This is a genomic window from Maritimimonas sp. 2210JD6-3, from assembly GCF_056591795.1.
This window is the reverse complement of record NZ_JBWQOJ010000018.1, coordinates 30,597-49,336: the sequence shown is the minus strand read 5'-3', so window position 1 is coordinate 49,336 and position 18,740 is coordinate 30,597. Positions and strand designations below refer to the sequence as shown.

Annotated in this window: 11 protein-coding genes; 9 read left to right on the top strand and 2 right to left on the bottom strand. The window is 33.6% G+C overall.

The features are described from left to right. Positions 1-19: 19 nt before the first annotated feature. The 9 genes from AC1EUY_RS09315 (at position 20) to AC1EUY_RS09275 (ending at position 13,940) form a co-directional block, all read left to right on the top strand. Positions 20-1,693, top strand: coding sequence for an OmpA family protein (locus AC1EUY_RS09315; RefSeq protein WP_480195254.1), 1,674 nt, complete (start codon positions 20-22; stop codon positions 1,691-1,693). Between the two features lie 100 nt (positions 1,694-1,793). Next, positions 1,794-2,753, top strand: coding sequence for an OmpA family protein (locus tag AC1EUY_RS09310; protein ID WP_480195253.1), 960 nt, complete (start codon positions 1,794-1,796; stop codon positions 2,751-2,753). Between the two features lie 117 nt (positions 2,754-2,870). Next, positions 2,871-4,436, top strand: a complete 1,566-nt coding sequence (locus AC1EUY_RS09305; RefSeq protein ID WP_480195252.1) for an OmpA family protein — start codon at positions 2,871-2,873, stop codon at positions 4,434-4,436. Positions 4,437-4,553: 117 nt separating this feature from the next. After that, entirely contained in the window at positions 4,554-7,994 is a 3,441-nt protein-coding gene (gene ileS / locus AC1EUY_RS09300) for an isoleucine--tRNA ligase (RefSeq protein WP_480195251.1), read from the top strand. Positions 7,995-8,000: 6 nt separating this feature from the next. After that, positions 8,001-8,378, top strand: coding sequence for a TraR/DksA family transcriptional regulator (locus AC1EUY_RS09295; protein WP_480195250.1), 378 nt, complete (start codon positions 8,001-8,003; stop codon positions 8,376-8,378). Between the two features lie 46 nt (positions 8,379-8,424). Beyond that, complete coding sequence (locus tag AC1EUY_RS09290) at positions 8,425-9,093, top strand: hypothetical protein (RefSeq protein WP_480195249.1); 669 nt, start codon at positions 8,425-8,427, stop codon at positions 9,091-9,093. A 35-nt stretch (positions 9,094-9,128) separates the two neighbouring features. After that, complete coding sequence (locus AC1EUY_RS09285; protein WP_480195248.1) at positions 9,129-9,860, top strand: lipoprotein signal peptidase; 732 nt, start codon at positions 9,129-9,131, stop codon at positions 9,858-9,860. Positions 9,861-9,897: 37 nt separating this feature from the next. Then, the gene (gene uvrC, locus AC1EUY_RS09280) at positions 9,898-11,691 is read left to right on the top strand and encodes an excinuclease ABC subunit UvrC (protein ID WP_480195247.1); all 1,794 of its coding nucleotides are present in this window, start codon (positions 9,898-9,900) and stop codon (positions 11,689-11,691) included. Positions 11,692-11,717: 26 nt separating this feature from the next. Continuing rightward, on the top strand, positions 11,718-13,940 hold the full coding sequence (locus tag AC1EUY_RS09275; protein ID WP_480195246.1) for a patatin-like phospholipase family protein: 2,223 nt from the start codon (positions 11,718-11,720) through the stop codon (positions 13,938-13,940). Between the two features lie 40 nt (positions 13,941-13,980). Here the strand turns inward: AC1EUY_RS09275 and AC1EUY_RS09270 are convergent, their stop codons facing one another. Further along, a complete protein-coding gene (locus AC1EUY_RS09270; protein ID WP_480195245.1) occupies positions 13,981-17,496 on the bottom strand; it encodes an efflux RND transporter permease subunit in 3,516 nt (1,171 codons plus the stop codon). 35 nt (positions 17,497-17,531) lie between these two features. After that, positions 17,532-18,728, bottom strand: a complete 1,197-nt coding sequence (locus AC1EUY_RS09265) for an efflux RND transporter periplasmic adaptor subunit (RefSeq protein ID WP_480195244.1) — start codon at positions 18,726-18,728, stop codon at positions 17,532-17,534. Positions 18,729-18,740 lie beyond the last annotated feature (12 nt).

Below are 18,740 nucleotides of genomic sequence, written 5' to 3'. Positions count from 1 at the left end.
GTAAGATAAATATTAAATGATGAAGAAATTTATTGCATTCATATTTTTAGTAAGCTTAATAACTTTCACACATGCCCAAAGAGAAGGTGGTGGAAAATACACAGTGAAGAATTTAGAAAATGTTAATACAGAAAATTCTGATTTCGGACCTTCGTATCTGGGAGCTGATAAATTAGTGTTCACATCACCGAAAAGAGGCTTTAGAATTATTAGAGATGTATGGGAACCTAATGGGCAGCGATTTCTAGATTTGTATGTTGGAGATATTGGAGAAGGAGGAGAGATTACAAATAAAAAGAAACTAGAAGGAGAAGTAAATACACGATATCATGAAGGAAATGCTATCTTTTCTAAAGACGGTAAAACGGTATATTTTACCAGAGACAATTATTATAACAAACAATTAGGAGTAGATAATACAGGCTGGACGAATTTAGCGATGTTTAAAGCATCGGTAAATAATGAAGGCGAATGGATCAACATTATACCAATGCCTTTTAATAACGTTGAGTACTCTGTAGGTCATCCTGCATTAAGTGATGACGAAAAAACGTTATATTTCGCTTCAGATATGCCAGGGACATTAGGCGAAACTGATATTTGGAAAGTTGAAGTAAATGATAGTGGTTTTGGTAATCCTGTAAACATGGGGCCAAAAGTAAATTCTAGCGCCAAAGATTGGTTTCCACATGTAGATGGAGAAGTATTGTATTTTTCTTCTGATAGATCAGGAGGTAAAGGAGGAATCGATATATATGCTAGTAAATTAACAGGATTTACACCAGACCCTGTACTACTAAACGCTCCGATTAATACAGAAAATAATGATTTTGCTTTTGTGATTAATAAAGAATCACGTAACGGTTATTTTTCTTCTGATAGACCTGGAGGTAAAGGAGACGACGATTTATATTCATTAGTAGAAGAAGAACCCGTAGAATTTAAATGTAAACAATCTATCGCTGGTGAAGTGTTAGATAAAGATACAGGAGATCCATTATCTGGAGCTGAGATTACACTTAGAGATAAAGAAGGCAATGTATTACAAACGGCTGTTGCAGATAATAAAGGTACTTTTAGTTTAGATGTTGATTGTCAAACAGAGTATCAATTAGAAGGAAAAAAAGAGGGTTATACGCCTCAGGCAAAAAATTTTACTACTTCTGAAGAAGCAGATAAAGAATTAAACCCAAGAATTCTTTTAGGTAAAGGAGATATCAATTTTGTGATAGATGAAAATGGTAATCGCGTACCTGCCGATCAGGTTGAAGATGTGAAACCAGAAGGTTTACCAGATGTTTTACCAGAAGAAATTGTAAGAGCACGTGCTAGTACTTATATTGTAAATATAGAACCTATATATTTTGATTTAAACTCATCTTACTTAAATAAAAAGGCAAAAGCTGAATTAATGAAAGTAGTTGAGTTGATGAATCAGTATCCTAAGATGATCATCGAGTCTGGTTCTCATACCGATTCAAGAGGTATCCCTAGTTATAATATGTGGTTGTCTGGAAGAAGAGCAAGCTCAACGGTTGATTTTATTATAGATCAAGGTATAGACCCTCGAAGAATTACGGGGAAAGGTTATGGCGAAACGCAGTTATTAAATGAATGTACAGACGGAGTAGAATGTACAGACGCTCAGCATGCTAAAAACCGTAGAACAGAGTTTGTGATTATAAGAATGTAAATAATATTGATTGATAATCTATAATACCCTTTTTTTGAGGGTATTTTTTATACAATACAATTGACTTGTTTTACGTTACAGTATAGTAATACAAGTAATTATGAGAACTTTTGTCGCTATATTCTCCTTTTTAAGTATCCTTATAAGTAATGCTCAAGATGTAGCTTTTGTAGATACTATTAAAGATAGATGTTATCAAAATATTCAAGGTGTCGTTAAAGATAGAATAACAAATAACTTTATCCCGAATACGGTCATTACTTTGATGGATGAAAAAGGGAATTCCGTTGAGACACAAATAGTGTTAGAAGACGGAATCTTCACTTTTAAGGTTGATTGTAATACAAAATATCACTTAAAAGCTAGTAAAGAAACATATACACCAGAGTCAAGAAATTTTACTACAACCAGTGAAATGGCTGCTAGGCTTAAAACAAATATTTTTTTAGATAAAGGAAGTATAGACTTTATAACAGCTTCAAAAGCGATTGAAACATCTGACAAAATAGTAGCAGAAGACTCTAAAATTAATGAGATATCAGTCGATGATATTGAACCAATAACGAATACAACCAAAAAAGATGATGAGGATAATACAGTAGAAGATGTTGTTGAAGAAAAAGTTAAGAAAACAACTAGTGAATCAATTGTAAAGCCTGTTAAATCTAAAAATGCGAGGCAGAATACAATTAGTGTTGGTGATGCAAGACTTACTATAGCACCTATTTTATTTGATTATGAGTCTTCGTATTTAAACAAAAAAGCTAAAGCTACTCTTAAAAAGACTGTAGCTTTATTAAAAGAACATTCAAATATAAAAGTTGATGTACGAGCCTACACTGATGCCAAAGGAACAGAAAAATACAACCAATGGATGTCTGATAGAAGAGCAAAAAGAACGGTTGATTATTTAGTGGCTAGAGGTATTTCTCGTTCGAGAATTACTGGGAAAGGCTATGGAGAAGCTAATTTAATAAACCATTGTAAGAACGATACAGATTGTACTGATGAAGAAAGAGCTGTCAACAGAAGAACAGAGTTCGTTATTATTAAAAAGTGAGATTGTTTATAAAAACAGAATAAAAAGCCTTTATCTAATGAAGGCTTTTTTCATGATTCGTCATGAACTCACTATATTTGGTATAACATTTGATTTACCCTTAATTAAATTGTATAGATGAAAAATTTCTTAGTACTTATATTATTTTTTATCACAGTTAATTTGGTTGCTCAGATAGAGCGAGCAGATTCGATTATGGCTGCAGAATATAGTATTAAAAGTATTGATGCAAATACAAAGTATTCAGACTTTGGTGCCACTTTTATGGGCAATAAATTAGTGTTTTCATCGACAAGACCACGTTCAGGTATTGTTAAAAAGGTATGGAGAGGTAACAATCAACCGTACTTAGATCTATATATTGGGGATCTAAAGGAGAATGGAGATGTAGAAAATGTAAAGCCTTTTTCAGATGAAGTCAATTCGAAATACCACGATGCTTTTGTGAGTTTTTCTTCAGATTTAAAAGATGTGTATTTTACGTCAAATGATAAGGTAAATAGAAAGATAAAATCAAAAAGTGTAAAACTTTTCAAGGGGTCCGTCGGAAAAAATGGAGAATGGGAGAATATAGAAAATTTACCATTTAATAGTGATGGTCACGATGCGGGTCATCCATTTATAAGTGACGATGGAAAACGTATTTATTTTGTCTCAGATATGGAAGGCACTTTGGGAGACAAAGATATTTTCTACGTTGATATAAAACAAGGCTATTATGGAGCTCCAGTAAATCTGGGTCCAACAATCAACTCACCTTATAAAGAATACACACCGTTTATTGATGGTGATCTTATTTATTTTTCATCTAATCGTGAAGGCGGTCTAGGAGGTTTTGACATTTATGTAACCAAACTTGATGGCTCATTGCCAGAACCTATTAATCTTGGGGCACCAATTAACAGTAAGGGAGATGATATCTCATTTATAATTAATAGCGAAAATTTACAAGGCTATTTTTCTTCTAACCGTGAAGGTGGAGAGGGAGATGATGATATTTATACCTTTGTGCAAACTACAACGGTACCTATTTGTGATCAATCAATTTCTGGTATTGTAAGAGATAAAGTTACTTTAGAGCCTGTTTTCAATGCCTTGGTAACACTAAAAGACACCAATGGTAATAGAATTCGAGCCATTACCACACTTGGCGATGGTGAATTTAATTTCGGTTTAGATTGCGCACTAAAATATACCATAGAGGTCTCTAAAAATGGATTTTTTGATACGTCAACTGCTATAGAAACTACGAATGCTAATGGGTTTAAGCATGATAAAGAAATTCTAATTGAAGAAAAAGAATTTATTATTAGAGATGGTGTAGAAATGCTCAATATTGCCAATATCGATTTCGAATTGAACAAGGCCGAAATAAAAGAAGTTTCAAAGAATCCTTTAGGGAAAGTAGTACGTATTATGAAAAAATACCCTAGTATGTACATTGCATTTGGTGCGCATACAGATGCTAGGGGTCCAGACGGTTTGAATTTATCACTTTCTCAGCGCAGAGCAGTCAAAGTAATACAGTTTTTAATTGAACAAGGCATCGAATCTGAACGAATTACTGGAAAAGGTTACGGAGAAACACGCCTATTGAATGAATGTTCAAATGGAGTTAAGTGTACAGATGCACAGCATAGAGTTAATAAACGAACGGAATTTGTGGTTATTAAAAAAGAGTAAAACTCTAATATATAAACACTTTTCAAAGCACTCTTTTTGAGTGCTTTTTAGTTTTATATACTATTTAAATAGTAGAAAAATATGTAATTTCGCGCTTCAAAAGTATTTTTAATAGAAATGAGCGCTAAGTTTAGAGAATACAAGGGATTAAACCTTGCCAAAGTAGCTGAAGAAACACTAGATTTTTGGGAAACGAATGATATTTTTCAAAAAAGTATTACTACACGCGATGAAAATAAGCCGTATGTGTTTTTTGAGGGACCACCTTCAGCAAATGGATTACCTGGTATTCACCATGTAATGGCACGTTCTATTAAAGATATTTTTTGCCGTTATAAAACATTAAAAGGATATCAAGTAAAACGTAAAGCAGGATGGGATACGCATGGCCTGCCGATTGAATTGGGTGTTGAAAAAGAGCTTGGCATTACAAAGGAAGATATCGGCAAAAAAATATCTGTTGAAGAATATAATGCAGCTTGTAGAAAGGCTGTAATGCGTTATACAGATGTATGGCTAGACCTAACAAAAAAAATGGGGTATTGGGTAGATATGGAAAACCCTTATATCACCTATAAATCAAAATATATCGAATCTGTTTGGTGGTTATTAAAGCAGATATATGATAAAGGATTACTATATAAAGGATATACGATTCAGCCTTATTCACCAAAAGCAGGTACAGGGCTAAGTTCACATGAGTTAAATCAGCCAGGTACCTATCAAGATGTAACCGATACAACGGTGGTTGCTCAGTTTAAAACGATATCAGAAACGTTACCTAATTTTTTACAAGATGAAGGCGATGTTTATTTTTTAGCTTGGACTACGACCCCTTGGACACTTCCGAGTAATACAGCATTAACTGTAGGCTCAAAAATTGATTATGTACTGGTGGAAACATATAATCAATATACATTCCAACCTATGAATGTAGTACTCGCAAAAAATCTAGTGGCAAAACAATTTATAGGCAAGTACAATGAAGTAGAAGAAAAACCTAAATTATTAAACTATAAAGAAGGTGATAAAAAAATTCCATTTTATGTTGTAAAAGAGTTCAAAGGTGCTGATCTTGTTGGCATACGTTATGAACAACTATTACCCTATACGTTACCTTATGAAAATGCAGAAAATGCTTTTCGGGTAATTTCGGGAGATTTTGTGACTACCGAAGATGGTACGGGTATTGTGCATACAGCTCCTACTTTTGGTGCAGATGATGCAAAAGTTGCTAAGGAGGCTGTGCCTGAAGTGCCACCTATGTTAGTGTTAGATAATAATGGTAATACAGTACCTTTAGTCGATTTACAAGGACGCTTTAGACCAGAAATGAATGAACTAGCAGGGAAATATGTAAAAAATGAATATTATAGTGATGGCGAAGCTCCCGAGCGTTCGGTAGATGTAGAGATTGCCATACGACTAAAAGAAGAAAATAAAGCATTCAAGGTTGAGAAATATAAGCATAGTTACCCTAATTGTTGGCGTACAGATAAACCCATACTATATTATCCTTTAGATTCTTGGTTTATAAAAGTTACCGAGATTAAAGATAGAATGTATGAATTAAACCAAACGATTAATTGGAAACCTAAAGCTACCGGTGAAGGACGTTTTGGTAATTGGCTGCAAAACGCAAACGATTGGAATTTATCGCGTTCACGTTATTGGGGAATTCCATTACCTATTTGGCGAACTGAAGATGGCACCGAAGAAGTACTGATTGGTTCTGTAGCTGAGTTGAAAGCTGAAATGAAAAAAGCTGTAGATGCAGGAGTGATGAATAAGGATATTTTTGCAAGTTTTGAAGTAGGTAACATGTCTGAAGAGAATTATGATAGTATTGATCTTCATAAGAATATAGTTGACGAAATTGTATTAGTATCTCCGTCAGGAAAACCTATGAAGCGCGAATCAGACCTTATAGATGTTTGGTTTGATTCTGGGTCTATGCCGTATGCACAATGGCATTATCCGTTTGAGAATAAAGAAATGATTGATGGAGTTTCTTCTAAACAAAACGATTTAATTGCAAAAAAAGGCAAGGCATTTCCTGCTGATTTTATAGCTGAAGGAGTTGATCAAACGAGAGGATGGTTCTATACCTTGCACGCGATTGGTACATTAGTATTTGATTCGATTGCCTATAAAAATGTAGTTTCAAATGGGCTTGTATTAGACAAAGAAGGTAAAAAAATGTCGAAACGCCTCGGCAATGCTGTAGATCCATTTAAAACTATGGATGAATATGGGGCCGATGCAACGAGATGGTACATGATCGCCAATGCAAATCCTTGGGATAACTTGAAGTTTGATATTGAAGGTGTAGCTGAGGTACGAAGAAAGTTTTTTGGTACACTGCATAATACGTATTCATTCTTTTCGCTATATGCTAATATTGATAATTTCTCTTACGAAGAAGCCAATATAGCCATACAAGATCGTCCAGAAATTGATCGTTGGATACTTTCAGAATTGAATACGCTTACCAAAAAAGTTGATGCTTTTTATGCTGATTATGAACCTACCAAAGCGGCTAGGTTAATTCAGTATTTTGTGATGCAATATCTAAGCAACTGGTATGTACGTTTGTCTAGAAGGCGTTTCTGGAAAGGCGAATATGGTCAAGATAAAATATCTGCATATCAAACACTCTATACCTGTATGTTAACGGTAGCTAAATTGAGTGCACCAATTGCACCATTTTATATGGATCAATTATATAGAGACCTTACAGCGTCATGCAATGTAGAGAAAGCAGAATCTGTACACTTATCAGATTTTCCTATATACGAAAAAGCACTTGTTGACGTTTCATTAGAACGTAAGATGGAAAAAGCTCAGGCAATTTCATCTATGGTATTATCATTACGTAAAAAAGAAATGATAAAAGTGCGTCAGCCATTACAGCGTATTATGATACCTGTCTTGGATGCACAAGATAGGGAAGATATAGAAGCGGTTGAAGATCTTATAAAAGCAGAGGTGAATGTTAAAGAAATAGAGTTGTTAGACGATGCTTCGGGCGTTTTAGTAAAAAACATCAAACCAAATTTTAAGGTTTTAGGTCCTAAGTTTGGTAAAGACATGAAATTAGTAGCGACAGAAGTGCAAAAATTCACACAAGAAGACATTGCTACTGTTGAAAAAGAGGGTGAAATAGCTATTGCAGTTAATGGTAAAAATACTATATTAACCCTCGATGAAGTTGAAATAGCATCGCAAGATATTGAAGGTTGGTTGGTGGTGAATCAAGGTGGCTTAACGGTCGCGTTAGATGTAACTATTTCTGATGAATTACGTAAGGAAGGCATTGCCAGAGAATTGATAAATAGAATTCAGAATTTACGTAAAGAATCTGGTTTTGAGGTGACTGACAAAATAAAATTAAGCGTTAAAAAAGATGGTGTTGTTGACGATGCAATCTTAGTTAATGCAAACTATATAAAGAACGAAACACTAACCAATGAGTTAGTATTAGAGGATGAAGTGAAAAATGGTATAGAAGTTGCTTTTGACGATGTAAATACCAAGTTATTAATCGAAAAAAATTAGTGAGTTATGACAGAAAATAAGGTTAGATACTCAGATGATGAGTTACAAGAATTTAAAGAGATCATAGAAAAGAAAATTGCGAAAGCGCAAGAAGATTTAGAGCTTCTTGAAAGTACCTATAAGAATGATAGTAATAATGGTACTGATGACACTTCGCCTACATTCAAAGCCTTCGAAGAGGGTTCTGAAACCATGAGTAAAGAAGCGAATGTACAGCTGGCAATTCGCCAAGAGAAGTTTATTCGCGACCTTAAAAATGCTTTATTACGTATAGAGAATAAAACATACGGTGTTTGTAGAGTAACAGGTAAATTGATCCAAAAGGAGCGATTAAAATTAGTTCCTCATGCAACATTGAGTATTGAAGCCAAAATGCGACAATAAAAACTAAAAAGCTTTCTAAATTTAGAAAGCTTTTTTATTTTATGTAATGAGACTTTTTTTAGTAATATTTTTCGTTTTTTTTACTACTTTTTCTATTGCGCAACAACAAAATGAGCAACAGTTAACTTCTGATGCAAAGACTATATTTATAGAACTAGCTTCCTTAAATGAATTAGTAATAAAGTCTAGTAAAAAAAGTAGTAGAATTACTGTAAAATGCTCGAATTGTAATTCAGAAACAATACCAAAAATTGTAGAAAACAAAGACATAGTAACTATTAAAGTTTTAGAAGATACACAAACAATTTATGGCGCCCAACGAAATAAGTTTAGAGCAGGACAACCAGCATATGCTAATTATAGTATTACCTTACCTGAGAACAAAGATGTAAAAATCGTATACAATAAAGGAAACTTTAAAACGTCTAAATTTAAAGGTGATCTTGAAATACACCTCAATCACGGAAAGGTTAGGGTTAAAGAAGTTTTAAACAATCTTACCATTACATCGTATGATGGTACGGTTGACTGTACTTTAAGCAAAGGAAAAGTACGCGTAGAAAATAGTAAGGGCACTACGATAAGTAACCTTATCAATTCAAACTTAAAAGTTATCGAGAATAATATTAGTGGAACTTATAAAAAGAACACTCCACTTATAAAGATAAAAACAGTACGTGCTAAAGTTGTGTTAAGCCCTGTGATAACTCAATAATATTCTTATTTTTGTGCACTTTTAAAACCGATTCATTGAAGAAGGCACTTTTCATCGTTATTGCTGTACTCTTAGTAGATCAGATAAGTAAGGTCTATATCAAAACCCATTTTCATTTAAGTGAAGAAATTAAGGCTTTTGGGCTCGATTGGTTTCGAATTCATTTTTTAGAAAACAATGGTATGGCTTGGGGTAAGGAGTTTGGAGGCGAGAATGGTAAGCTTTTTTTAACCTTATTTCGCTTAGTGGCTATTACAGGTATAGGGTATTGGTTGTATAAGGCAATACAAAAAGGAGCTCCTAAAATATTGGTAACCGCAGCTGCTTTAATTTTTGCTGGTGCTGTAGGTAACATCATAGATTCTGTTTTTTATGGAGTATTATTTGGCGAAAGCACCTATACTACTGTAGCCTCTTTTTTACCTGAAAGTGGAGGGTATCGACCTTTATTTCAAGGTAAAGTAGTAGATATGTTATACTTCCCGCTAATAAATACTGAACTACCCAGCTGGATACCTCCCATCAGTTTTGTATGGCCAGAATGGTTACCTTTTTTTGGTGGAGATGCGTTTAATCTATTTGTTGATCGTCGTTTTACCTTTTTTGATCCTGTTTTTAATGTAGCAGATATGGCTATCTCTACTGGGGTTGGTATCTTATTAGTCTTTAATAAAAAAGCATTTCCTAAAAAGGAAAAAGAAGAAGAGAACGCACATCAAATTGTACCACCAGTGGTGGTACGACATTACGAAAAGCCAAAGGCTTAAGTTTCTTTTAAGAAGTTAAAATGTTTAACTTCGCTCTATGCCAAATAACGCATTAGCATTACAAGTAAAAATCTTACCAAATTCTCCCGGAGTCTATCAGTATTATGATAAAGATGAAGTCATATTGTATGTAGGGAAGGCTAAGAACTTAAAGAAGCGCGTGTCTTCGTACTTCACCAAAAATCACGAGTATGGTAAAACCAAAGTACTCGTAAAAAAAATTGCTTCTATACAGCATATTGTTGTCGAAACAGAATCTGATGCGCTTTTATTAGAAAATAGCCTGATAAAAAAATACCAGCCTCGCTATAATGTCATGTTAAAAGATGACAAAACCTACCCTTGGTTGTGTATAAAAAAAGAGCCGTTTCCAAAAATATTTATGACGCGTAATCTTATTAAAGATGGTTCAGAATATTATGGTCCCTATACTTCGGTTCGTACAGCAAAAGCCTTATTATCATTAATTAAAGAATTATATCCGTTACGAACATGTGCGTATGATCTTTCTCAAAAAAACATAAAATCAGGTAAATATAAGGTGTGCTTAGAGTATCATATTAAAAATTGTGCAGGTCCTTGTGAAGGTTTACAAAATGAGATAGATTATTTAGAAGATGTAAAAGCGATACGCAACATTATAAAAGGTAATTTTAAGCAATCGTTACAGCGTTTTAAAGCACTAATGCATCAATTTTCCGATGAACTTAAATTCGAAGAAGCGCAAAAGATCAAAGAGAAAATAGATTTACTAGCGAATTATCAGGCAAAATCAACTGTGGTGAATCCGTCGATTACTAATGTAGATGTGTTTTCTATTATTTCTGATGAAAGCTTTGCATATATCAATTTTTTTAAGATCGCTAACGGGGCAATTATTCAGTCACACACCACTGAAATAAAGAAAAAGTTAGATGAATCTGATAAAGATTTATTAGAGCTGGCTATTATAGAAATTAGACAACGATTCAATTCACTAGCCAAAGAAATTTATGTACCCTTTAAGGTTGACGTAGGTGATGAAATAAAAGTTACAGTACCTAAATTGGGTGATAAAAAGCGTATTGTAGAATTATCAACACGAAATGCTAAGTATTATCGGCAAGAGCGATTCAAACAAATAAAAATTGTGGATCCAGACCGTCATACCAATAGAATAATGACACAGATGAAGAAAGATCTACGATTGTCGGTAGAACCTCGACATATAGAATGCTTTGATAATTCTAATATACAAGGTACTAACCCTACAGCTTCATGTGTTGTATTTAAAAATGGGAAACCTAGTAAAAAAGACTACCGTCATTTTAACATAAAAACGGTTGAAGGGCCAGATGATTTTGCTTCGATGACAGAAGTGGTTCACAGGCGTTATAAGCGCTTATTAGAAGAAGCACAATCTTTGCCTCAACTCATCGTTATTGACGGTGGGAAAGGCCAATTATCTTCTGCTGTGAAAAGTTTAGCCCTCTTAGGGCTTCGTGGTAAAATTGCCATTATTGGTATAGCGAAGCGATTAGAAGAGATTTATTACCCTGAAGATCCTATTCCATTATATTTAGATAAAAAATCAGAATCATTAAAAATTATTCAACAGTTGCGTAATGAAGCACATCGCTTTGCTATTTCACTTCATAGAAATAAACGTAGTAAAAGTGCTATTCAATCAGAACTAGAGTTAATTCCAGGAATTGGTAAACAGACCATTACAAATGTGCTAAAACATTTTAAATCAGCAAAGCGTGTAAAAGTAGCTTCGCTAGAAGAATTAATCCAAGTAATTGGAAAAGACAGAGCACAAAAAATTTTTAATTTTTTCAATTCAAATTAATAATTACTTTTATATAAAATTTGAAGATGAGGGGGTTTCTTTTTCTAATTGTCTTATTATGTATTTCTTTAGGCTTTTCTCAAGATACATTATCTGTTAAAAAAGATGTCAAGGTAGGTTTGGTGATGAGTGGAGGTGGAGCTAAAGGCTTCGCGCATGTTGGTGCCTTAAAAGTTCTTGAAAAAGCAGGCATACGTATTGATTATATTGGTGGTACCAGTATGGGTGCTATTATTGGCGCTATGTACGCTTCAGGATATAAAGCCAATGAAATCGATTCGATGCTACGCTCGTATGATTTCAATGAATTGATGCAAGACAATCTTCCTAGGCGTGTAAAATCAATCTACCAAAAAGAAAATACTGAAAAATATGCTATTACACTTCCCATTAAAAAAGGGAGTATTGGTTTGCCAAGTGCTTTGTCAAAAGGGCAAAATGTATTTAATGAACTTTCTAGATTGACAGAGCACGTACATACTATTAATGATTTTACAAAGTTACCCATTCCATTTTTTTGCGTGGCTACAAATCTTGAGACAGGTAAACAAGAAATCTTAGAAGAGGGATTTTTACCTGAAGCCGTAAAGGCAAGTGGCGCTTTTCCAACATTATTAGATCCAGTAGATATTGATGGTAAGTTACTGTCAGATGGTGGTGTGGTGAATAATTTTCCTACTGATATTATGCGACAAAAAGATGTTGATGTGATTATAGGAATCGACGTGCAAGATAAACTACTTACAAAAGGAGAAATAACATCTGCACCAGATATCGTTATGCAAATTGTGAATTTTCAGATGTATGATGATGAGAAGTTAAAAAGAAGTTTAACAGATTATTATGTGCATCCAGATATTACAGATTTTACAGTGATTTCTTTCGATGAAATAGATGGTATTATAAAATCAGGTGAAGAAGCGACCTTAAAGCAATTTCAGGCATTTAAAGAATTAGCTGAGAAGCAGAAAAAAAGGAATTTAAAAACGAAAATTACTCGAGTGAAACGAGATAGCTTGGTAATAGATAGAATTGTAATTAAAGGAACTAAATACTACACCAATGATTATGTACGAGGTAAATTAGGATTTAGGCAAGGTGAAACGTTAACCTATGATGAGTTTTCTAAAGGCATAAATCAACTTTTTAGTACGGGTGATTTTAAAAGCATTCAATATAAATTTTTAAACTCTAGAACAGTAGAATTTAGCCTTAAAGAAAATGACATTGCTTCTTTTTTGAGAATTGGTGCACATTTCGATGACCTTTACAAAAGCTCGGCATTGTTAAATTTTACAACAAAACTTGTATTATTTAAAAATGATGTATTGTCTGCAGATCTTATCTTAGGAGACAATATTCGCTATAATTTAGATTATTTTATTGATAACGGATTTCATTGGAGTTATGGTATTAACTCTAGCTATAACAGATTCGAAAAAGATATTTTTAAAGGAACATTCACAGTATTACAAGAGAATGAGGCAAACATCAAACAGAATATAGAATATAATGATTTTACCAATCAATTCTTTGTACAATCTGCAATTTCGAATTCATTTGCGATACGCGTAGGAGCAGAATCAAAATACTTAAGAATCTTTAATGAAAGTATTACAAACAATAATGAAGTAAAAAATTTCTATGATAACAGAACGTATGGTAACGCTTTTGCGGAACTAAAATTAGACAATTACGATGATGGTATTTTTCCTAAAAACGGATTTTATTTGCATGCGAATTATAGAGCCTATTTATTTTTATTAAATGATGGAAAGTTACGAGATACATTTAATCCTTTTACACAGTTAAAAGGAAAAATTGGTTTTGCATATACGTTTTGGGATAAACTTACTACTCAACTTATATCTGAGGCAGGAGTAACCATAGGTGAAAATGATAATAGAGTATTTAATTTTCATTTGGGTGGAAATAATGAGAATTTTGTAAATAATTTTACGAGTTTTTACGGTTATGATGTAGGAGATCTCACAGGTGAAGGCTATTTGAAATCGGCATTGACTATGCGTTATGAACTATTTTCTAAAAATTATGTATCGTTTACAGCAAATGCAGCGAGAGCTGAGGAAGATATTTATAATGATGGGGCTATTTTCGACAATACAAGATTGGGATACGCTGTAGGATACAGTATTGCATCTTTTTTGGGCCCCATTGAAATGAAATATACTTGGTCACCAGACACCAATTTGAACTTTTGGTTTTTTAATGTAGGATTCTGGTTTTAAAAAAAACCAAAATCCTACATCGTTACCCTAATAAAAATCTTTATTTGTTTAATGCTAGTTCCGTATTGGCATCATCAACTACCTTCGAATCAATTGATTTACTTCGAATCCACATTTTAAATCTAGTAGCCAAATAGAATAAAATTGGGACAACAATTAATGTTAAGAAAGTAGCTATAATGAGTCCGTAAATTACTGTTTTTGCCAACGGTCCCCAGAAAATTACATTATCACCGCCAAAGTAAATATTTGGGTTAAATTCACTAAATAGTGTGAAGAAGTTGATATTGAATCCAGTCGCAAGTGGTATTAATCCTAATATAGTGGTAATAGCCGTTAACAATACTGGTCTTAGACGTGCCTTACCACCTCGTATAATGGCTTCGTTAAGATCATTCTTTTCTAAATAATCACCTTCATCAATATCATTTTCTACTTTTTTTCTATCAATTAATAGTTGTGTATAATCTAATAAGACGACACCATTATTTACAACAATTCCTGCTAAAGAAATAATTCCCATCATAGTCATCATAATTACAAAAGGAGCGCCCGTAATAATTAAGCCACCAAAAACCCCAATTAAACTCAAGAAAATTGCAAGCATAATGATTGCAGGTTTAGAAACTGAATTAAATTGAAATATTAAGATAAAGAATATTAACCCAAGACCTGTAAAAAAAGCACCCATTAAAAATGTCATCTGTTTGTTCTGCTCTTCAATCTGCCCTGTATAATCTATTTTAACTGTAGCAGGTAAATTAGTATAATTTTTCATCTCATTTTGTATCTGAGAAACAATAGCACCAGCATCTGTAAAACCTGGAGCTAATGCTGAATATACGGTCACAACTCTTTTTGTATCACGATGTTTAATAGCACTAAAACCTGAATTATTCTTTTGTGTGGCAACAGCAGAAACAGGAATTTCCCTAATTTGACCTGAAGCCATATCTCTAAAGGTAATCTTTTGATTAAAGATGGCACTCGTGTTATATTTATCTTTTTCATTAAAACGCACATAAATATCATAGTCATCTCCAGCTTCTTTATAAACACCTGCTTTAGCGCCAAAAATTGAATTACGTAACTGTTGCCCGACCTGCCCTGTACTTACACCCAATTCACCAGCTTTTTTACGATCTACTTGTACTAGCATGGCTGGTTTAGACTTATTTACATCGATCTTTAACTCATCTACTCCTGGAATATTCTTTGCATTTAAGAAATTACGCATTTCTTCGGCTGTAGCAATAAGCTCATTATAGTTATTGCCTTCTAATTCGATGTTTATAGGGTATCCTGCAGGAGGCCCAACAGCATCTTTCTCAACAGAAATAGTAACGCCTGGATACACATCTTTTAACCCTTCTTGTATTTTCTGAAATAATTCATCACTTTTTGCGCCTCTTCTAAATTTATATTCGCGCATGGTAGCAGTAATCTTACCTCTATGGGGCATTTCTGCTGAAGACCCGCCATCAGTTTGCGGGTTACCTGCACCCTCACCAACTTGAGAAACAGCACTTTCTGTTAAGAAATTATAATCACCATCTATATAGCTTTTATCTTTAACTAATTCATAAAAACGCTTTTCAATTTGCTTTGTTATATCATTTGTTTTTTGGATATCTGTACCTTGAGGGTATTCGATATAAGCAATAATCTGATTAGGTTTATTATCAGGAAAAAATTCAACTTTGGTACGTTGGCTTCCAACAGAGGCACCGAACCCACCAAATGCGAAGAATAAAAGTAATACAGTTCCAATAGAGATAGCATAAGGTCTCCACCCTTTTAAAGCACCTCTCAGAATACGTTCGTAGAAGTGCTCCCAGCGTGGTAATATTTTATTTTGAAATGTATTTGCCCATCCTCTTAAGAATAATCGATATGCCCATAATAATACTGCAGTGATTAACATTAAAGTTCCTAAAGAACGATAGGCACCTCCAAATATTACAATGAGAATACCTATAATACCTAATATAAGTGTTATGCGTATCATGCGATTCATGGGCATTTCTTCATCTTCTGTTTTCATAAATTGTGATACCATTACTGAATTAAAGAAGATGGCTACAAATAGCGATGAGCCTAGAACAACAGATAATGTTACCGGAAAATAAATCATAAACTGCCCCATGACACCTGGCCATAACCCTAAGGGTACGAAGGCGGCTACAGTTGTTAAAGTAGATATAATAATAGGAAAAGCAATTTCACCAATACCTTTTTTAGCGGCTTCAATTCTTGGCATGCCTTCATCCATTAAACGATAGACATTTTCTACAACCACAATACCATTATCAACGAGCATTCCTAACCCCATAATAAGTCCAAATAAGATCATGGTATTCATAGTATATCCCATGGCACTTAAAATCATTAATGACATAAACATTGACATAGGGATAGCAAAACCTACAAATAAGGCATTTCTAAATCCTAAAAAGAACATTAATACGGTTACCACTAGAATAACCCCAAAAATGATATTATTTACTAAATCATCTACCTGACCTATAGTTTTAGATGATTGATCATTAGCAATGGTAACTTTAAGATCTTGTGGAAATACATTTTTGATAGCATCATCAACGATTACCTGAATTTGTTCAGCTGCAGCCACCATATTTTTACCAGATCTTTTTTTAACATCTAGCATTACGACCGGATCGCCAAACTCACGTGCATAGGTTGTTTTTTCTTTTTCTTTGAAGGTAACCTTAGCAATATCTTTTAAATAGATAGGATTGTTATTTTCAGATTTAACAACAAAATTTTCTAGCTGAGAAGGGGTATCAATTTCACCAACAATACGTATGGTACGACGTTGCCCACTTGTTACAAGATTTCCTGCAGACATAGTGGTATTACCATTACTTATAGCGCTTATTACATCATTAAAACTTACTCGAGCAGCCATCATCTTATAGATATCTACAGCTACTTCAACTTCTTTTTCTTGAGCACCTCTTATGTCAACTTTTTTAATTTCCGATAAGTCCTCTATTTCATCTTGTAAATATTCGCCAAATTCTTTTAGTTTTTGAACTGGGTAGTTTCCTGAAATATTAATATTAAGAATTGGTATCTCTTCAGACATACTCAACTCAAAAACATTAGGCTCTACTTTAGCACTATTAAATGTTGGCCAGTCTTCACTCGAAGTTTCAGAATCTACTTCATTTTTTACCTTTTGCTTTGCCTCTTCAACAGAGATACTTTCATCAAATTCTACAATTACCATTGAGTAATCTTCTTGTGAAGTTGAGGTAATTTCAACAACACCACTCACTGTTTTGAGTTTGTCTTCTAAAGGATCGGTTATTAATTTTTCAATATCTTCTGCTGTATTACCTGGAAATAGAGAACTGATGTATATTTTAGTTTCTTTTATTTCTGGGAAACTTTCTCTGGGCATACTGAAAAAGGCAGAGATACCTAAATACAATATCAATACTATCAGCACATACATGGTCGTCTTATTATTAATTGCCCAAGATGATAATCCGAATTCTTTATCGACTTTTTTCTTTTGTTTAGTATTCATACTTTATCTTTTATTATTCTGAGCAGACAACGGAATTATTTCGCCGTGCTACTACCATTTAGGATTTTTACAGTTTGCCCATCTTTAACACTACGAGCACCTTCTTCGATTATTTCAGTACCGTTTTTAATACCCGACAGAACCTCAATAACATCATTTTGTGTTTTACCAGTTTCGATGATTACTCGTTTGGCAATACCCTGAAAACCATCATCAACGTTTTCTATACTATCAACAACATATATATATTGTTGGCCAGATGCATCTTCTGATATAATACTTTGCGGAATTAATAATGCTTTATTGTTGGTATAATCGTTGATCTTAAGCTTTGCAGTTAAATTTGGTTTTATAGATTTATCTTTATTAGTGATACCCACTTCTACTTTAAAGGTTCTGTTAGCAGGATTGATAAAATTACCAGCCTGACGTACTTTTGCCTCTATACTTTTTCCTAAAACAGGAAATTCTACTTCAACCTTTTTTCCAGTGGTTACATTCGAAATATATGTTTCAGGAACATCGGTTTCGATATACATATTGTTAAGATTTACAATTCTAAATATTTCAGAACCTGGACCTGGCGCTACTACGGTGCCTTGATCTTTTATTACATCATCAATTATTCCACTAAAAGGAGCTCTTATAGAATACTTAGAAACCTGCTTTCTTAACGCGTTTAACGAGCTTTGTAGAGATTCATAGTTGGTCTTGGTATTTAAGTATTGTATTTCACTTCCAATTTTCTGATCCCATAATCTTTTCTGACGATCGTAAGTAGTTTTTGCTAAAGCGACTTGACTTTCCATTTGGGCAATTTGATTACTTGCACCACCATCATCTATAGTTGCTAGAAGTTGTCCTTTACCGACGCGCTGTCCTTCTTTCACATAAATTCTTAAAAGTGTTCCTGCCATCTCAGGATACACCAATACATTCTGTTTTGTTTGCACATTACCTTGTAATTCTAAAAAGTGATTAAAAACAGCTTCTTTTGCTTTAAAAGTTGTGATTAAAGGAATTTTTTGTGTTGGATCGAGTTTAGCGATCTCTTCATCTAATTTTTTAAGCTGATCAGCAATCTCTTGCTGATCAATAACAATCTCAGAACGTTTTGTACGTATAGATTCTAAATCACCTGACGCGATGATGTCGTCTATAGATTGTTTCTTTTTACCTGCACATGAGGCAATAATTAAGGCTAAAGTTACAATTGAAAATAGCTTTCTCATAATGTATTGTGA

Excerpts from the sequence above, each read along its gene's own strand:
- AC1EUY_RS09315 (WP_480195254.1), top strand. The coding sequence starts at position 20 with ATGAAGAAATTTATTGCATTCATATTTTTAGTAAGCTTAATAACTTTC.
- AC1EUY_RS09310 (WP_480195253.1), top strand. The coding sequence starts at position 1,794 with ATGAGAACTTTTGTCGCTATATTCTCCTTTTTAAGTATCCTTATAAGT.
- AC1EUY_RS09305 (WP_480195252.1), top strand. The coding sequence starts at position 2,871 with ATGAAAAATTTCTTAGTACTTATATTATTTTTTATCACAGTTAATTTG.
- ileS (WP_480195251.1), top strand. The coding sequence starts at position 4,554 with ATGAGCGCTAAGTTTAGAGAATACAAGGGATTAAACCTTGCCAAAGTA.
- AC1EUY_RS09295 (WP_480195250.1), top strand. The coding sequence starts at position 8,001 with ATGACAGAAAATAAGGTTAGATACTCAGATGATGAGTTACAAGAATTT.
- AC1EUY_RS09290 (WP_480195249.1), top strand. The coding sequence starts at position 8,425 with ATGAGACTTTTTTTAGTAATATTTTTCGTTTTTTTTACTACTTTTTCT.
- uvrC (WP_480195247.1), top strand. The coding sequence starts at position 9,898 with ATGCCAAATAACGCATTAGCATTACAAGTAAAAATCTTACCAAATTCT.
- AC1EUY_RS09275 (WP_480195246.1), top strand. The coding sequence starts at position 11,718 with ATGAGGGGGTTTCTTTTTCTAATTGTCTTATTATGTATTTCTTTAGGC.
- AC1EUY_RS09270 (WP_480195245.1), bottom strand. The coding sequence starts at position 17,496 with ATGAATACTAAACAAAAGAAAAAAGTCGATAAAGAATTCGGATTATCA.
- AC1EUY_RS09265 (WP_480195244.1), bottom strand. The coding sequence starts at position 18,728 with ATGAGAAAGCTATTTTCAATTGTAACTTTAGCCTTAATTATTGCCTCA.